Source organism: Shewanella sp. NKUCC06_TVS (assembly GCF_019345515.1).
GTDB classification, from domain to species: domain Bacteria; phylum Pseudomonadota; class Gammaproteobacteria; order Enterobacterales; family Shewanellaceae; genus Shewanella; species Shewanella oncorhynchi.
In genome coordinates, this window is record NZ_JAHKQX010000004.1 from 147,559 (window position 1) to 165,597 (window position 18,039).

General features: G+C 45.0%; 10 protein-coding genes. 3 read left to right on the top strand and 7 right to left on the bottom strand.

Going from position 1 to position 18,039, the window contains the following annotated elements:
* Positions 1–178 precede the first annotated feature (178 nt).
* Positions 179–1,534, bottom strand: a complete 1,356-nt coding sequence (locus KO531_RS06065) for a leucine-rich repeat-containing protein kinase family protein (protein ID WP_219250624.1) — start codon at positions 1,532–1,534, stop codon at positions 179–181.
* A gap of 210 nt (positions 1,535–1,744) precedes the next feature.
* Between KO531_RS06065 and KO531_RS06070 the strand changes: the two genes are divergently transcribed.
* Positions 1,745–3,178 (top strand): LysM peptidoglycan-binding domain-containing protein, encoded by a 1,434-nt coding sequence (locus KO531_RS06070; protein ID WP_219250625.1) that lies wholly within the window; start codon positions 1,745–1,747, stop codon positions 3,176–3,178.
* Between the two features lie 176 nt (positions 3,179–3,354).
* On the opposite strand, the gene KO531_RS06075 is transcribed toward KO531_RS06070, so the two are convergent.
* Together KO531_RS06075 and KO531_RS06080 are read right to left on the bottom strand one after the other, a co-directional pair.
* On the bottom strand, positions 3,355–4,476 hold the full coding sequence (locus KO531_RS06075) for a sterol desaturase family protein (RefSeq protein ID WP_173247017.1): 1,122 nt from the start codon (positions 4,474–4,476) through the stop codon (positions 3,355–3,357).
* 249 nt (positions 4,477–4,725) lie between these two features.
* On the bottom strand, positions 4,726–6,096 hold the full coding sequence (locus tag KO531_RS06080; protein ID WP_198573419.1) for a DUF4397 domain-containing protein: 1,371 nt from the start codon (positions 6,094–6,096) through the stop codon (positions 4,726–4,728).
* Positions 6,097–6,468: 372 nt separating this feature from the next.
* Between KO531_RS06080 and KO531_RS06085 the strand changes: the two genes are divergently transcribed.
* Complete coding sequence (locus KO531_RS06085; RefSeq protein ID WP_219250626.1) at positions 6,469–9,186, top strand: DEAD/DEAH box helicase; 2,718 nt, start codon at positions 6,469–6,471, stop codon at positions 9,184–9,186.
* 17 nt (positions 9,187–9,203) lie between these two features.
* Here the strand turns inward: KO531_RS06085 and yidZ are convergent, their stop codons facing one another.
* The 4 genes from yidZ to ansB form a co-directional block, all read right to left on the bottom strand.
* Positions 9,204–10,169 carry an HTH-type transcriptional regulator YidZ gene (yidZ, locus tag KO531_RS06090; protein ID WP_219250627.1) on the bottom strand — a complete coding sequence of 322 codons (966 nt, stop codon included), beginning with the start codon at positions 10,167–10,169 and terminating at the stop codon, positions 9,204–9,206.
* Positions 10,138–11,334, bottom strand: a complete 1,197-nt coding sequence (locus KO531_RS06095; RefSeq protein ID WP_219250628.1) for an MFS transporter — start codon at positions 11,332–11,334, stop codon at positions 10,138–10,140. The genes yidZ and KO531_RS06095 overlap by 32 nt, the downstream gene beginning before the upstream one ends.
* A gap of 255 nt (positions 11,335–11,589) precedes the next feature.
* The gene (locus tag KO531_RS06100) at positions 11,590–14,424 is read right to left on the bottom strand and encodes a M16 family metallopeptidase (protein WP_251068853.1); all 2,835 of its coding nucleotides are present in this window, start codon (positions 14,422–14,424) and stop codon (positions 11,590–11,592) included.
* Positions 14,425–14,909: 485 nt separating this feature from the next.
* Positions 14,910–15,968, bottom strand: coding sequence for an L-asparaginase 2 (ansB, locus tag KO531_RS06105; protein ID WP_219250629.1), 1,059 nt, complete (start codon positions 15,966–15,968; stop codon positions 14,910–14,912).
* 556 nt (positions 15,969–16,524) lie between these two features.
* On the opposite strand from ansB, the gene aspA reads away from it, so the two are divergent.
* Complete coding sequence (gene aspA / locus KO531_RS06110) at positions 16,525–17,967, top strand: aspartate ammonia-lyase (RefSeq protein WP_131524382.1); 1,443 nt, start codon at positions 16,525–16,527, stop codon at positions 17,965–17,967.
* Positions 17,968–18,039 lie beyond the last annotated feature (72 nt).

The following is an 18,039-nucleotide window of genomic DNA, read 5'->3' on the forward strand; positions in this document are numbered from 1 at the left end:
TTATTTGGGTATACAGCCTATAGGCTTAATCCTAGTCAGTGCCAGTAAAAACTCGGTTACACAACCAAACAAAACAATAACTTAACGATAAACTCAATAGTGAGCACTTAAATCACACAAACAACCATAAAATACAGCAAACTTGAAACAAGTGTAGAGCCAGCCTATTAGCAAGCCACTATTTACCTTTTAACAGGGCTCCGATAGCCTTTTTCACATCTGCAAAACAGGGGCGCTGAGCCACATCTAACTGCATGCACTCGTCTTTAATCGCACTCAACTGTGTGTAGTACAGAGGGCCAATCGAGGCACTCACATAGGCAGATGCATCCACATAGGCCAACAGATCTTCAATCAAGCAACCAAGCGCCCGCACTTCAATAGCTTCTATCGCTAAGCGTTCTGCTGTCGATAGATTGCGTAAGTTTGATGCCGCACCAAAATCCCCAAACAATAAGCTCATCTGTTGATTAACCATAATATTATGGGCGTAGACATCACCATGACTTACTTGTTTGGCATGTATGTGCGCCATTGCATCGGCCAACTGGTGTGTGATTTTGGCGACTTCATCAAGGCGAAATTCGCTACCGTCTTTAAAGGTATCGCGAGTGCAGGTGACAAGACTTGGTGGTAGCCCTAAGTTACTAAACCCTGGCGGAATAAGTTCCATCACTAAACCCAATTGATCTTTCTGGCTAATGTGCGCCACGACCTTAATAAGGCTGGGATGATCACCCGTTGTGAGACAGCAATCTAACTCGTCAGCGGGATAACCATCGCTCGTCACTTCACCCTTAAAGAGTTTTACCGCAATCTGCGCCGACCCCGTCGCGGCTATCATGGCTTGATTCAACCAATCGCCTCGATAAATGACCCCAGAAGCCCCTTCGCCAAGCTTCTCAGCCAACTTGATATCACCCAGAGTCACATTCGCCACTGTGGCCACATCGGCGTGGGGATCGACTAAGGTATGGCTGAATGGATTTCCCGCAAAGGCGAGCCAAGTCAGTTTGGGCAAACTGAGTAACCAAGCTGGCAGTGCGTGGAGTTGATTGGCCGATAAACGCACTAACTCTAAGTTGCGGCAATTGGCCATCGACTCGGGCAAGGCTGTTAAACGGTTACCCGCTAAGGCTAATTTTTGCAGACGATGTAAATCGCCCATGGCCGTAGGCAACGTCTCAATGAGGTTATCGGTTAGGATGAGCCAGCGGGTTTGCAGCGGTAATGCCGCAGCAGTCACTGTTTTGATTTGATTGGCCTTAAAGCCAATCATCTCTAAATTTGTGCAACGCCCTAATGCCTCAGGCAAATGTTCAAAGCGATTATTCGAGGCGAAAATTATCTTTAAATGCGATAAGCGGTGTAAATCCTCGGGCAAAGTGCTCAGTTGATTATGCGATAAATCGAGGATTTCGAGGGTATCGGCTAAATCAAAAATCTCCCGCGGGAACTCGGTTAAATCCTCAACCAATTGTAAACGTGTGATCCCTTGTAACTGCCCTGCCCTTAACTGCGCTAACGTCTGCACTTTGCTACCCAAGTCAATGAAAAATCGCGGCTATGGTAGCGTATAAATCGATAAAGCTAAACGCAGGATCTGCAATCAAAGGGCGGCACAATCGGCCTTAAGACAACTTTGATACTATAGGTAAAACTTGGGGGAGCTATCCAGAAACTCGAAAACAGATTAGCATGTGCACCAATATGGAATGCACAGTCAACTCATCACAGGACAATCATGCGGACACATTTTCGCCAAACGCACTCTTTTACAGTGCTTATGCTTGCCATGCTAATGGCCCTACTGAGCGGTTGCGCTACAACATCAGCAAGCCCATCAACCACTGAATTCAATGCCACTGCAAGTGATGTCAGTAATGATAACGACCACTCGCCACAACAGCATCAAACGCCACCCGCCGTGGTTGAGCAGTACAGCGATGTGTGGGAAAAGATCCAACACGCCAATACCATTGACGTCCATGATGATGCCGAAGTACGTAAACAGCGTAACTTTTTCGATGATAAACAAAAATTTATGAATCAGGTTGGCGATCGCGCCGAGCCATTTTTATATTACATAGTCAGCCAGCTCGAAGCGCGTAACATGCCATTAGAATTGGCGTTATTGCCCATAGTCGAAAGTGGCTATAACCCTTTAGCACAAGCTAACGGCCCCGCAGGACTGTGGCAAATGATCCCTGCTACTGGACGTAATTTTGGCTTAACGGTGAATTCTGCCTACGATGGCCGTAAAGATGCGCTGGCCTCAACCGATGCAGTGCTCGACTATCTACAGCACCTATACGACACCTTAGACAAAGACTGGATTAACGCCGTCGCCGCCTACAATACCGGTGAGCTAGTGATCAAAGCCGCCATTGATAAAAACAAAGCCAAGGGTAAACCTACGGACTTTTGGTCACTGGGTATCCCTGCTAAGCGAGTACAAACAGTTCCTAAGTGGCTGGCATTTATTCAGATTATTCGAAATCCCAACCACTACGGTTTAAAAGTCCCCCCTATTGCTAACCGCCCTTTCTTGGAAAGAGTGCCTGCACCTAATGGCGTAGATATTGGCCAGATTGCTAATGCAGCAGGGCTCAGCAAAGCAGAATTTAAAACCTATAACCCAGGCTTTCGCCAAGGTGTAATCCCCAGCAAAGGCAAATATCAAATCGCCTTACCGCTGGAAAACATAGGTCATTATCAGGAAAATCAAGACAAGCTCTACGCTCAAAAACGCTATGATAGCCAAAGCTATATTGTCAAATCTGGTGACAGCCTAGGCACAATCGCAGCCAAGTTTGATATGTCAGTGAAAGCATTAAAACAGGCTAACAATCTGACATCTGACCGCCTAAAAATCGGCCAAGAGCTCACACTGTTAACGCCAATGGCAGGCAATGATAATGAGCCTGAACCCACTAAAACCAAGGCGAAGACAGATAAAAAAGTGAGCAATAAGTCGTCGACCAAAGCTAAAGCGACTACCTCAACATCGACCGATAAACCTGCAGTAAAAGCGACTACTTACAAGGTGAAATCTGGTGATTCGCTGGATAAAATCGCCCGTAAGAATAAGGTTAAACTGGCTGACTTAATGAAGTGGAACCAGCTCAATGGCAAAAGTATTATTAAGCCGGGCCAAGAACTGAAAATTTCCGAATAACGATTGTAGTTTGAACGGCAAAAAGCCCAACAAAGCGCGGTTCCCAAGCGCTGTGTTGGGCTTGTTTCTATCCCAATATCAGAGTTAACCGCCACAGCTCAGCGTTACTACTCAGTTGACCTAACAAATACTCCCGGACAATCATTCCAAAACAAACCATTCCAGTTGCAGTGCCATTATTTTGTGTCTTTCTTCGCTAAACCAAGGGGATACAATTGCTGCTTAAACATGCCAACAGGCATGTAATCGCCCACGACACCATATTGCTCTGGCCACTCTTTCTGACCTCGAACTGCAGTCCCAAATAGGTAATCTAAAAAAGAAAAATGGGCAGCATAGTTACGGTCGATTGCCGCCTTATCAGAAGCATGGTGCCAATGGTGGAATTGCGGACTGACAATTAAGTAACGTAGCCAGCCAAAGTTAACCTGCACATTGGCATGATTAAAGACCGCCTGCACGCCAACGATAATCACATAAATACTGATGATGTCTTTGGAGAATCCCAAGATAAAAATCGGCGTGAGCACTAAACAACGGGTAGCAATCAACTCAAACATATGTTGCCTTGAACCAGCCAACCAATCTAAATGTTTCGCGCTATGGTGCACCGAATGGAAGCGCCACAGGAAAGGAATTTCATGGTAGGCACGGTGCGCCGCATATTGCATTAAATCGGCGACCAATAAAATCAACAACAGTTGCAACACAAAGGGAAGACCCGCGATAAAGCTTTGCACTGTGCTGGAAATAGCCCAAGAAAAGGTCGACTGCACAAATTGGTTTGCCACCAATAATACAAATCCAATCGCTAAGTGATTCACCAAAAAATGGTTTAAATCTCCTTGCCACTCGGGTCTCAATATTGCTTGTTCTGGTTTATGGGGTAGCCATTTCTCGATAAAAATGAAAATTAAGGTTGAGCCTAATAAGTCTAAAATAAACCAATCTAAACCCAGTGAGACCTTATGATTAGCAAAAGGCTCAACTTCAACTTGATGACCACCAAAAGCAATCGCTAAACTTACAAATACCCAAGCCACAAAGCCGAAACGCTTATTTTTATTTCGAATAAAATTCAATAAACCTAAACTGCCCGATACCACTAAGGCGACAAATATTAAGCTGCGAATAACATCGACATTATAGCTTTGGCGTAATTCTGGAGTAGTGAGATATTCGGGAAAATGAAACGCCAATACACCCAGAAACGATAATATCGCTAACATACACGCTATAGTACCGCTAATACTGCCTTCACCAATTTGGAAATGGCCGTCTTTAAATCCTTTACTCATCACAGTGAACTCCTTTTCCTATATTGCTCGCGTTATTCATACCACAGCGTTATACACATCACAGCAATGCTCGGCTTAATTTTTGCCGTTCAGCCTACATTAACCCCGCAGCCACAATCAATAAAAAGTGAATGCTAAGACAATAATGCTCAATCTACTAAGCACACTAAAACGAGCACACAAAAACAGCCAAAAAAAGCGCTACCTAAGTAGCGCTGTTTTATTAGAGCCGTTCACTCACCATAGCGGTTAGATCTTAATCAAGTTATAACCAAAACTAGTGGAAGGATCTTTATTCAGCACCATAGTCACATTGTCTTCATTGCTGAAATCCATTAAATCGGATGCATAGACAACGGTTTTAGTACCGTTTTCCACAGCGATAACCTTAATAGAATATTCGCCAGCTGGCACAGTCAATGACTGAGGGCTTGCTGGATTGACTGCGGTGATCTTATTTACAGCCGTTTCAATCGTGTCATTTGCCTTTAAGAAATACACGGTTAGATTGCTTTTATCGGCAAAACTCACAATGTCGAACTTAAAGCTATAGGGACTTGGCGTCTGAGTTTGCTTCATCTCCATCGCCTTCACTTGGCTGCCCTGCTCGGTCGTTTGCTCATAGATGAAGATGGTTTTAATGTCATCTTGGTTAAGGGTGATCAACACGTTATCGAGCAATTTATTTTGCGTACCGTGGTCGAACACACTCACACCAAAATCATTAAACTCAGCACCTTGATAGCTAGTCACCCCAAAAGATGGCACTTCGCTAAACAGAGTATCTTGCTTACTGCTAGCCACTTTCACATCGATAATGTGCGAACCTAAACCGTTAAAGACGCGATAATCGACACTCGCTTCTAATGCTACATGATTGCGAACATTGGTGGTTGAATCGACACTGTCCAAGGTGATTTTTGAATCCGAAGCACCAAAACCTTCGCGGATAATCAGCTTATAAGGCACCTTAGAACTGAATTTAATGTTCGCAGTTGTATAAGAAACATTCATTGTTCCCGCTGGTGCGAGGTAAACCTTATATTCACCCGTATCCATCACTTGCGGCTGCGACACTTCACCGTAGGCCACACTGCCTAACATCACGGCATCGGCAAAGGTTTGGGTCGACTTAGAAACATAAGCGTCAAAGGCTTGGGCATGTACAGCAGTATTGGCAATCAAGAGCTGCATTTTACTGTTTTCAGCCACTTCGTTGAGCTTATCGAGTTCAGTGCGAGAATAGTTGATATTAAGTAATTTAGGTTCGGTAAAATCACCATGTAATACAAAGAAATGGTCCGTTGCAACTTTCAAATCGATATTTTCTTTATAAATAGAGATATCTTTATCAGAGGCATCCTTAGCCATCACTTCAATCGCAGTTACGCCAGCCGTCGACGTAAATCGCGGCATAGTGTCCCCATAGATCACACTTTCATAGGTTTTATCGGCAACTTTGAGTGCAGTAGCAGTGCTTCCAGCTGAAGCATTATAAAATTGCACATAGGTGGCATTTTGATCTGTGCCCTCTTCATTATTATCATCTGAGCCACATGCCGTTACCGCTAAACAGGCAACAGCCACCGCAGCGAATCCCTTTAGCTTACTTTTTATCATTGTTTCCCTCATTAGCAGACAAAAATTCAGTTCAATCTACGCAGTTATACAATGACAACAATGGCAATTTCCACTAAAAACAAAAACAAATATTTTACAAACTCAAACACTTAACAAACATTTCAATAACACACTGAAAAGTGATACAAACCACACTTTTCAGGCCCTTAATTGATACAAATGCGGCTGCTGATACTTTTGCTCGCCTCTCAAAAATTCTGCTCCAGTGGGAAATGACTGTTCTATCGAACACCTCTCTTTTAGGCTTAAAGCGACTATGGATAAACTATCCTCAGACGGTACAAACCTTGTTCGACTAATGCGATTAGGTTACTCTCGCATCGCCAATTAAGCCTTTGGGATGGATAGGATTTGCAAGGGATTCTCAACTACTACAAACAATGTTTTCAACACGATAGTGCCGAAATCAATCTCTGGTCTAGCCACAAGCTTGCCGAGCAAGATCAGCTATTACTCCAACATGAAGACGAGTTAAGCAGTGGCTTCCTACCCCGCTTGCCAGTGCCATTTGCTCCCGCCAGTGCATTACTAGCACGTAGCGCTTTGTATTTACGCGAAAAGGTATTATTGCACTGCTGTCTGTTTTTCTGCGGCACAGTCGACCTTAATGGCGAAAAACGAAAAGTCGTGACACCACTCCTTTATCGAGAATGCCAATTGCAGGCTGACGGCGATAATCTCTACCTAGAGAGCAATAACACTCTAGCTGGCAGCGGACCATTCACTATCAATGAAGCTCTATTAGAAAAATTAGTCGTTGAAGGACATAGCCTAAGCCAAGATTTACGCGATAATCCAACGGATGTCAGTGGCTGGATAGCTTGGCTGCGGGCGGGCCAAGCCGATGTCGATACCAGTCATTTATTGCATTTTCCCAAGCTGATCGATGAGGCTGAATTCACTAGCTTATGCCGTAAACGTGGGCAGTTTCTTGTCAGTCGAAGCCAAATCATTTTGGCAGAACGTTCGATCGCAAGTCGCGGCATTTTGCACGAACTCGACAAACTAATGACAGCGGCTGAACCATCAGCACCGCTTAAAGCGCTATTCGCAGAAACACAACAAACAACATCAATCAGCGCCAGTGAAGACACGCAAGAGGCTTATCTTCCTGGGCTGTTAAGCCGCGCGCAAATTCAGGCCTTAAAGATTGCGGCCAATCATACTTTGGGGCAGATCTCAGGCCCGCCGGGAACAGGTAAGAGTTACACCATAGCCACTGTGGCAGCAGAGCAGGTATTAAGGGGTAAATCTGTCCTCATCGTCGCCCACACTGATGTTGCTGTTGATGTGATTGCCGATAAATTGCAACAACAATTCCAGCTTGGGAGCAGTCTTATTCGAGCCGGCTCGCCGCAGTTTATAAAAGTCCTTAAAAACCAGATTGATGAAATGCTCCATGGTCAGCACCCTGCATCTGATGAGGCCGTCTCGGATAAGTTGCTACTCAATGCAAAACAACAACTTAATACTGTGACTCGTCAGCAAGTCAAAATGGAAGCGGACTTTATACGTCATTGCCGCCATGCCATACGTCGCGGCCAAAAACTGGCGACCTTACAACAAGGACAATCCCGTTGGCGCTTAGGATTTTACAACTGGGCTTACCGTGCAGGTATAAAAAGGTTTGCCCAGCAATGGAATGAACTCGATAAATTAACGACACTGATAGCGCAAAAAGAAGACTTAAGCCTCAAATACTTACAATTGGCAACTCACTATCGATTAAACCAATTACTCAAACATAAGCGCAGTACACTGGTGAGTTTTGCCAGTGCGTTACGCGCCCGCCAGTCCGCTAAGCAACTCGACGGTTTCTACAAAACGGATTTTGATGCCTTAAAGCAAACCTTTCCCATTTGGTTATCGAGCCTTGCCAGCTTGCATAAAGTGCTGCCCATGGAGCAGCAAATGTTTGATCTAGTGATTATTGATGAAGCCACCCAAGCCAATATTGCCGCCTGTTTACCGGCCTTGCAGCGGGCAAAAGCGGCACTGGTGGTGGGCGATAGCAAACAGCTGCGCCATTTCTCGTTTTTGTCCCGCGCAAAACAAACCCAAATCCAGACCCAACTCGGACTCGCCCCAGATTGTCGCGGCCTAATGAGCTACCGTGATGCCAGTATGCTCGACTTAGTATCGCAATCCCTTGCGAGCCAATCCCAAGTGGTATTTTTAAATGAGCATTTTCGGAGTAAACCTGAGCTGATCCAATTTAGTAATCAGCAGTTTTATCAAGGCATGCTGAAGATTATGCAGCACAGACCTTGCACAAGCTCTGGGCACTTACACAGAGTCCATGTGACTGGCAGCCGTGATAGCAAGGGCATTAACGCCATAGAAGCGGAGGCATTAATTCAAAAGTTAGCTCAACTGATTGATGAACAAGAGAATGCATTAGTGCCCGCCAGCATTGGTGTACTATCCTGCTTTCGCAATCAGACGGAGTATTTATCCCAGCAAATTCTCGCACGCTTTAGCGCACTACAACTCGAGCGTCACCAATTACGGATTGCCACACCCTTTGGATTTCAAGGTGAGGAACGCGATATTATGCTGCTGTCGTTTAGCATTACGGCCAACGACAGCCGCGCCGCCGTGTATTTAAATCGCGAAGATATGTTCAATGTCGCCATCACCCGCGCTAAACAAATGCAGTGGCTATTTTTATCGGTACAAGCGCATGAGCTCCCCAACAATAATTTACTGGCAACTTACTTAGCATCGGCGGGCCAATTTCAAGCGGCACACAATTATGTCGATTCCCTCGATACCTTCGGCCAGTCTGTGGCACTCGCGATTGAAGAAAAAGGCATAACTGTCTGGCGAGCCTACCATATGGCGGGGCTAGAACTGGATATTTTATGTCACTATGGTAACCAATATTTAGCAATAGATTTAATCGGTTACCCAGGACCTTGGGCGGACTTTTTCGATATTGAACTGTATAAACTCTTACAGCGCGCGGGCATTAAACTTATCCCCGTCAGTTACGGGCTATGGTGCCAACAGCGAGAACTTTGTATCCAACATATTTGTCAGCAATTGGGTATTACCCAAACAAGTTAATGCAGTAAATAACAGCCTTAATCATGCGCACGCTGTTGATAAATGGCTTTTATCTTGCTTCGCAACCAATTGATTTTGGGGTTGTGGCTGTTTCTCTTATGCCAAATTAAGGTAAAAGGAATAGCGAGTTTATCAAGATATTCGCCACTTATCGGGATAGGACGACTCACTAAGTCAGGGTGTAATTGGCGAGCATATTGTTCGCAATATTGTGGCGCAATTGCCATCATGTTGTGGTGAGGCTCTGCCGCGACAAACAGTGACTGCTCAAAACTGGCCAAGGTCAGCACAATATTACGACTCAGACCAAGCTCAATAAGCACATCATCTAAGGCCCAGGTTTCGCTCTTTTCCCACAAGATATTGATATGCGAGTATTTTAAGAAAGTGTCTATATTCCACTCTTCCTGCAAGGCGGGATGATCGCGGCGTAAATACACCTGAGGAAGATCGGTAAATAAAACCTCAAAATCGATAAAATAGGGTAATAAATCAAGGGATTCCTTGGAACGTGGATGACTTTCTCGGCCGGTAAACCCCATATCAGCTTCACCACGCACAATCGCTTCGAGTGAATCGTAATCCCAATTTCGTACCTTCACCTTTGCATCAGGGTATTGAGTATAAATGGCCTGAGTCAGCTCATTAAGCATGATAAGCAACAAAGGCGACTCAAGCATTAACTCGAAGGTGAGCCCTTTGGTCATCTCATCACCGCGCTTAGCCATCAGTTGCTTACCCATTTGCAACCATTCCGATAACTCCTGCTCCATACCGTGAGCCAATGGCGTTAACTGAAATCCCTGCGGCGTTTTGACAAATAAGGGATCGTCAAACCAATCCCGTAATTTGGCCAGCGACTTACTCACAGTGGATGGCGTGACATTGAGCTTTTTGGCAGCCTTAGAGACACTCCGCTCCTGTAATAAAAGCTGCAAAATAAACAATAAGTTAAGATCGAGCCGACTCAGGGATTTGGTCATTAATTACAATTTCCGGCAATTTAGGAACCGCTAAGATCAGTGTAATGCTCACCAGCGCACCGACAGCGAGGATCACTAATAATATATTAATCGCACTCACTTCGAGCAGACCCATCACCCAAATATATAAAGCTGAAGTACACACTTGGGCAATTCCCAGTAATGAGCTGGCAACCCCAGCCCGAGCCACAAATGGGCTGAGCGCCTGACTCATGGTGACCCCAAATCCAATCGAAAAACCGGAACAAACAAAAGCAAAACCTAACAGGTTGAATGACTGACTAACCCCGCCCAATTGAGTCAAGATAAACACCAATGCCGCTGCGGCAAATAATGTCTGAGAGAACAAGATTAACGATTTTTCTTTAAACAGGTTAAGCAAAAAGGGCGTCGAAAATGAGGCTAACATACTCACCAATGCCATCATTGCCATAGTATTGGAATATTGCCCACGGTCAAACCCCATCTGCCCCATGATCAACATGGGAGAGACATTTACATAGCTTAAAATCGTGGTCACACCTAAAGTCGTTATCACCACGCGACTGAGAAAAAACCGCTGTTTAAAGGATTCTTTATACCCACCCAGCTCAACTGTGGTGTGAAATTGCGGTTTAGGATAGGTTTCGCGCAATACAAAAATACACAGGGTTAAGACCATTAATCCCATTCCCGCCATAGTGTTAAATAGGCTAGGCCATGGGAATTTAAGCATAATTAAATGGCCTATCACAGGCGCTATCACAGGGATAATGCAAGTCACGCCATTGACCATAGAGAGCACTTTTGCTCGGCGTTTATCGTCTAATACATCACGCAAAATCGCAAAAGCCACAACATAGCAAGAACCCGCACCTATCCCTTGTGCAAAGCGTGCCATTAAAAAGAGATCACTGGTTTGCGCACTACCGGCAAAGTAAGAGGCAATAGCAAACAGCAATGCGCCAAACAAGGTAATGGGTTTACGCCCAATCCTATCGGCTAAGCTCCCCGCAAACAGCATAGTAGTCGCCATTCCCGCAAGATACACAGAAAAAGCAATATGCAGCTGCGCCTCACTCGCCCCTAAATCCTGCGCAATTTGCGGCAAACCGACCAAGTACATATCTATCCCTGTCGGGTACAAAAACACTAGACAAAAACTGCACAATAGATATCGAAACATATACCTCACCCCATTAGCCATCTCACACATAAGTTACGCCTAGCCTAGTTTCACTCGCGCAGATCTGTGAGTGGCATTTTCGACAACAGGTATTTCCATTGACGACCTATGGGAGGGACATAACACCACGAACGTGAAAGAAAAGTTGGTAACAGAAGATAGGGAAAGAAATAGGTAGAAAAATATCCCCTGCGGTTTGCGACCACAGGGGATATGTCGGTGAATGATCAGTCTACTATTCTATGAGCCCAACACTCATTGCTGAGGTTCTGGCGGTGCAGGCAGAACTTGGATCATTAAACTGCTATCGTCTTGCAGATATTGCTGCGCCAATTTATTAAGTTCTGCAACTGTCATCTGCTGCGCTAACGCTTGCCTTTGTTTAAAGGCAGCAAAACGACCGGGATGACTCTGGGCGGTTGAGGTGAGATCTAACCAAAAACCATTGGTTTGCGGCGCCGCTTGCATCCACTCAAGCACAGGTTGGCGGGCTCGATTAAGTAAGTCCTCACTGATCCCCGAAGGCGCTTTAACTTGCTTAACTGCGGCGGTGAAATACTCGGCAACCGTTGGCAACATGGCTTGAGTCGTCACGCTAAACAAACCTAAGTAACCATAACCGCTGGCATTGAAATCGTTGTAAGAAAAGGCCGATGGCGAATAACTCGCACCCGCTTTCTCCCTCACGTTTTCCGTTAATAGAATGCTTAGCACTTGCTCCAGCAGACCCAATCCCGCGTGTTGACTCAAGTGAGTCATGTCCGTTGTAGGCCACACCATGGCAAGTGCCGCCATATCAAGTTGACCATAATGCGTTAATGTTTTCTGAACGGGCACTTTCGGAAACACAGGTACTATCGACTGAGCATTAGCAATAGGGCTACGCTTAATGGCGCCAATTGTTTCAGCCACAGCAGCAATGGCACTCGCTTCGTCAAAATCGCCCACAATAGCGAGTTCAATCGCCCCTTGCTCGACGGCCGAATGGAAACTCGGCGCTAATTCTCCAAAGTGACGTTTGAGAATTTCTTCAGGCTCACCATAACCATAGCGTTTATCACCATTATGGGAGATACGGGCAAACTGATTAGAAAACTCAGATTGTGGGTTGCTATGAATACTTTGTTGCTCGGCAATCACTTGTTCACGAAACAATTGCTCAGCCTGCTTATCCATACCCGGCTCAATTAAATAAGCCGTCATTAAGCCAAGCTGCGTGCGTAGCTCTGCGGCATTAGTGCTAATCTCGCCGCCAAAACTTTGCTCACGCAGGCCTAAGTTGATGGAAATATCTTGCCCAGCAAAAATATCCTGCAGACTGTCATAATCATGGGCCTTGAGTCCCCCCTGCACAAACGCACTGTTAAACAGATAAGACAAACCATCCAACTCAGGGAATGGCACTTCACCAAAGCCAATGTTTAGGCTGACCAATGTGGTGCCTTTATTAAAGTTGGTAGGCTTAAGATTAAGGCGCACGCCATTGGCAAATTGCAGTTGGCGAATCCCCGTTTCCTTATCGCGACTGTCGACCACTAACTTGCCTTGCTCGCCAAACTGAGTATAAGCAAACTCATCAATCGCCTTGATTGCTGGTGCGCTCACCGCTTGTTTACGGCTTTTCTCGTAGCTGGCGATAAGCTGTTTTTCAGCATTTTCAATGGGCTTATTGCTGGTCAGATACAAATACGGCGTGGCGTTCCATGTTTGATTAAACACTTGGCTTAGCTTTTGCGGTGTCACTGTTGGCATTATTTTTTCAAAAAATGCGAGCTGCCAATCAGGTTCGACAGGGACGCGATTGCCCGCCACCGAATACACTAGACTCTCGGCAATATTCACACTGTGAATGGTACTACTACCCGCGACACTTAGCTGATATCCCTTATGCATACGTTTGATTTGCTGGTCAATTTCCTGCTGGCTAAAACCAAACTCTTTTGCTTGACGCAGGGTTTTCTCCAAGAGTGCGATTCCCTCTTGCCAGTTATTTTCCTGCGTACCTAGGCTCATTTGTGTGCCATAGGCAATATCAAACTGCGGCCCAACCTGCAGGTTTACACCATATAAACCTTGGCTATGCAGTAATTGCGACTCCATACGGCGATACAAGATGCCGTGGGCAAGCTCGAGCAACATTTCCTGCTCCCGCACAGCAGGGCTATCGGTAATCGCTGAGATGGGTTTTAGCATGCCAAGGGAAACTGACGTTGACAGACTTGGATCAAAAAATGCCGCCGCATCGACACTTTGGCGCTCTGCGACAGTACCAATAGCTTGTTCCTTGGTTTTAGTGGCCAAAGGCGCGGCTTTCCAACTGGCAAACTGTTGTTTTATCTTTTGTTCTACCGCGGCTACCTCGATATCACCCACCACAATTAAAGTGGTGCGTGAGGGTGTATAAAAACGCTGATATAAAGACAGCAACGCCTCGCGATTGGCATTACTGATACTGTTCGCCTCACCCACGGGGAAGCGCTTTGACAACAATGTGTTTGGCATTAAAAACTGTAATTGGTTACGGTAATTCTCAAGATCCGCACCGCTACGTTCACGCAGTTCAGACAACACTACCGCTTTTTCACGTTCAATTAGCGCTGGGTCAAGTAATAGATTACTGCCAATTTCTCGCATTAAAAACAAAGCAGTATCGATTTTATCTTGGCTATTACTTGGCAAGTTGAATTGATAAACCGTCTGCTGAAACTCAGTCACAGCATTGGTATCGGCGCCAAAACTCAGGCCAAGGCGCTGCAATGTCGGCATCATCTCCCCCGCCGCCAATCCGGTCGAGCCATTAAAGGCCATATGCTCAAGAAAGTGCACTAATCCTTGCTCGGTATCAGACTCGATCAAAGAGCCTACATCCACCCGCATCCGCACTATGACCGCCTGCTCCGGCGTCTTATTGCTCACCAATAAATAACGCATACCATTGGCAAGTTCACCTGTATGGATCCGCTCACTCATAGGCAAGCCTGTCGTTCCCATCCACAGCGGATCTTCACTCGCCTGCAGTGGCAACGCCATACTCAAAAACGCCAGCAGTAACCACTGACGCACAAAACTAATTACCTTGAAATTGTTCATTAAAATTCGCACTTTGCCCCCAAAATCAAACAAGAAACCTAGGAAGCGCTCACCTATGTTTCAGATAAAATAAGCTTTCACTATAGTACCTAAAGCACTTTAAGTCACAAAATCAATACCTTATGCCGTACTAAAAATAGTTTATCGCCTTGATATATAGTCAGAATATGCCGAAAAATAATGAGCGAGGAAGGAAGCTGAAACAGCTGTGGATTTAATGGTTACTGTGGAATGGTATGCATATATTAGTGAGATATTGAGTGCTTAATTAGCCAAGCCCTTTCTTAAATTTAATTACAGAGCAATATCTTGATTGAAAATCTGAGTTGAACCCTCACAATTTTGGCTTTAAAAATCACAACACTGTTTAGATATTTCGGCTCATGGCCTCGTGAAAAAACAACTTCACAGGTAAGCCATTAATGACAAAATGCAAAAGCCCTACGAATATTCACAGGGCTTTTGTTTTATCACGCAGCTGAATCTTAAAACTGTTGAAACCAACGTTGGATCTGCTGTGGATCTTTGCTTTGCGTTAACGACAGCATCAGTAAAATGCGGGCTTTTTGCGGGTTAAGATTACCTGCTGCGATAAAGCCATATTTAGCATCGTCTATCTCGGCATCAAGCGTGGTTGCGCCTGTGGGCACTCGGCTAGAGCGAACGACTAAGGTGCCTTTTTGACTCGCCTTAGCTAAGGTATCAAATATTGAGTGGTAAATATTACCATTACCTACACCAGCGCTGACTATGCCATCAAAACCCGCTTCAACCATAGCTTTGACAGGTAAATCGCTGGCATTGGCGTAGTTATACACTATGCCTACCTGCGGTAACTTGTCGAGTTTGCTGACATCAAAAGGCGTTTGCCTTGTATGTTGACGCTCAGTTTTGCCCATGTATTCAATCTTGCTGTTATGGATAACGCCAAGCGGGCCAAAGTTAGGCGCGGCAAAAGTGTGTACATCTGTAGTGTTAGTCTTAGTCACATCGCGGGCATTCAATACGGTATCGTTCATCACCACTAACACGCCTCGACCTTTAGATTCGAGGTTAGCGGCGGTCGCGACTGCGTTATACAGATTCATCGGGCCATCGGCACTCATGGCAGTTGATGGACGCATTGCCCCAACCAGTACTACAGGCTTATCGCTCTTGATGGTGAGATTTAAAAAATACGCCGTTTCCTCTAAGGTATCAGTACCATGGGTGATGACGATACCGTCGACATCTTTATCAGCCAATAGCAGATTGATGCGCTTGGCTAAGGCTAGCCAAACTTTATCGTTCATATCCTGCGAACCGACTTTAACCAGTTGCTCACCTTGAATATCGGCAAGTTGTTTCATTTCAGGCACGGCCGCAATTAAGCTACTAATGCCCACTTCACCTGCCTGATAGTTAGACTCAGTAGCCGATTGTCCGACTCCCGCAATAGTGCCACCCGTGGCAATAATACGTACCTGTGGAAGCGCCTGCGCCGTGGAGGAGAGAAATAACCCTAAAGTGACCGAGAGCAAAAGCTTACGCATTGGAAAATTCATGCTTACATCCTTTGATTAATAATAAACGCCCACAGTGTGCACTATTGTCTAAGCCTCACTGTGATAGCTCTCACTAAAATGAAATAACAGATTTAGCGTTATCTAATTGATTATTTAAACTTTAAGGAAAACACCATGCATTTATTATTGAGTAGATTTAACTAATCAATGATTATTCGCTATTGACGCAGTGACAATTAAATATCGTATGGTTTATTTAATTTTAAAAACACTTGAATAAATATGTCGCCGATTGGTTAACGAATAACAAATCTATAGCTAATTTGCATCAAAAAGTAATGGCTCACACTAGTGATCCGAGTTGAGAGACTTATCTAAGAAAAAAAAGAAATACACTATTTCATACAGTTAAGTGATCACCATCCTAATCCTGTTATTGCCAAAGCGTTAAGATCTACTTCGATAGTCAAGGAGACGATTCTCCTTCATGTTTTCGATGAGTTATTCTTGATGTGTTACGTATACTTATTGTACACATCCACAACTCAATACTCGGAGATATATCTTACTATTAATTGGATTTAATAGGATCGAAATGAAAGATACTAATAGCGTACGGATCGAAGAAGATTTATTGGGCACGAAAGAAGTTTCCAATGAATTTTATTATGGCATACATACATTGCGTGCCATCGAAAACTTTAAGCTGAGTAATCAAAAAATTTCCGATGTACCTGAATTAGTCCGTGGCATGATGCTAACAAAAAAAGCCGCTGCCATGGCTAACAGTGAATTAGGCGCTGTAAGTCCTGAAATCGCTGACAAAATTATTGAAGCGTGCGATCTGATACTCACAACGGGTCGATTTGTTGATCAATTTCCGGTCGATGTTTATCAAGGAGGCGCAGGCACTTCAGTCAACATGAATACCAATGAGGTATTAGCCAACGTTGCACTGGAGATCATGGGGCTAGAAAAAGGCCGTTACGATGTCATCAATCCTAATGACCATGTCAATAAATGCCAATCGACTAACGATGCCTATCCAACAGGTTTCCGTATTGCGGTCATCAACAGTACCGATATTCTGTTAGATGCATTAACCGACCTTATCAGCGCTTTCGACACTAAAGCCACAGAGTTTAAAACCATCTTAAAAATGGGCCGCACTCAATTGCAAGATGCCGTGCCTATGACCTTAGGCCAAGAGTTTCATGCCTTTGCTGTTACATTGCGAGAAGAAATTAAGTCCATCAAACGTTGCCAAGAGCTGTTGTTAGAAGTGAACTTAGGCGCAACCGCCATTGGTACAGGGCTCAATACGCCTGTCGGTTATTCTGCATTAGCCATTAAGTATCTGGCAGACATTACTGGCCGCGCCTATGTGCCAGCGGAAGATTTAATCGAAGCGACATCCGATTGTGGTGCCTACGTTATGCTGCACAGTGCAATTAAGCGTATGGCGATTAAAATGTCCAAGATTTGTAACGACCTACGCTTACTTTCATCGGGTCCACGTACAGGTCTGAAGGAGATTAATCTTCCTGAGCTGCAAGCGGGTTCCTCCATCATGCCAGCCAAGGTTAACCCTGTGATCCCTGAGGTCGTCAATCAGGTTGCCTTTAAGATTGTCGGCAACGATATCACTATCACTATGGCCGCCGAAGCAGGTCAATTACAGCTTAACGTAATGGAACCTGTGATTGGACAGGCGATGTTTGAGTCGCTCAGTTTGATGGGTAATGCCTGTATCTCCCTGCGTGAAAAATGCGTTGAAGGTATCACAGCCAATCCAGAGATCTGCATGGCCCATGTGATGAACTCTATCGGGATCGTGACCTACCTTAACCCAATCATCGGCCACCATGAAGGTGACATCATAGGCAAAATTTGCGCCCAAACGGGTAAAAATGTCCGTGAAGTGGTACTCGAACGCGGTTTGTTAACGGTTGAAGAACTCGATGACATTCTCTCAGTTGAAAACCTGATGAATCCTAAATATCAGGCTAAACGCAACACCAGCAAAGCCAAAGTGTAACTCAGTGGGGCTGGGGAGCCTTCCCCAGCCCATAACTCGATGATTCAAGAATAAGCCTGCGCAGAGTGAACA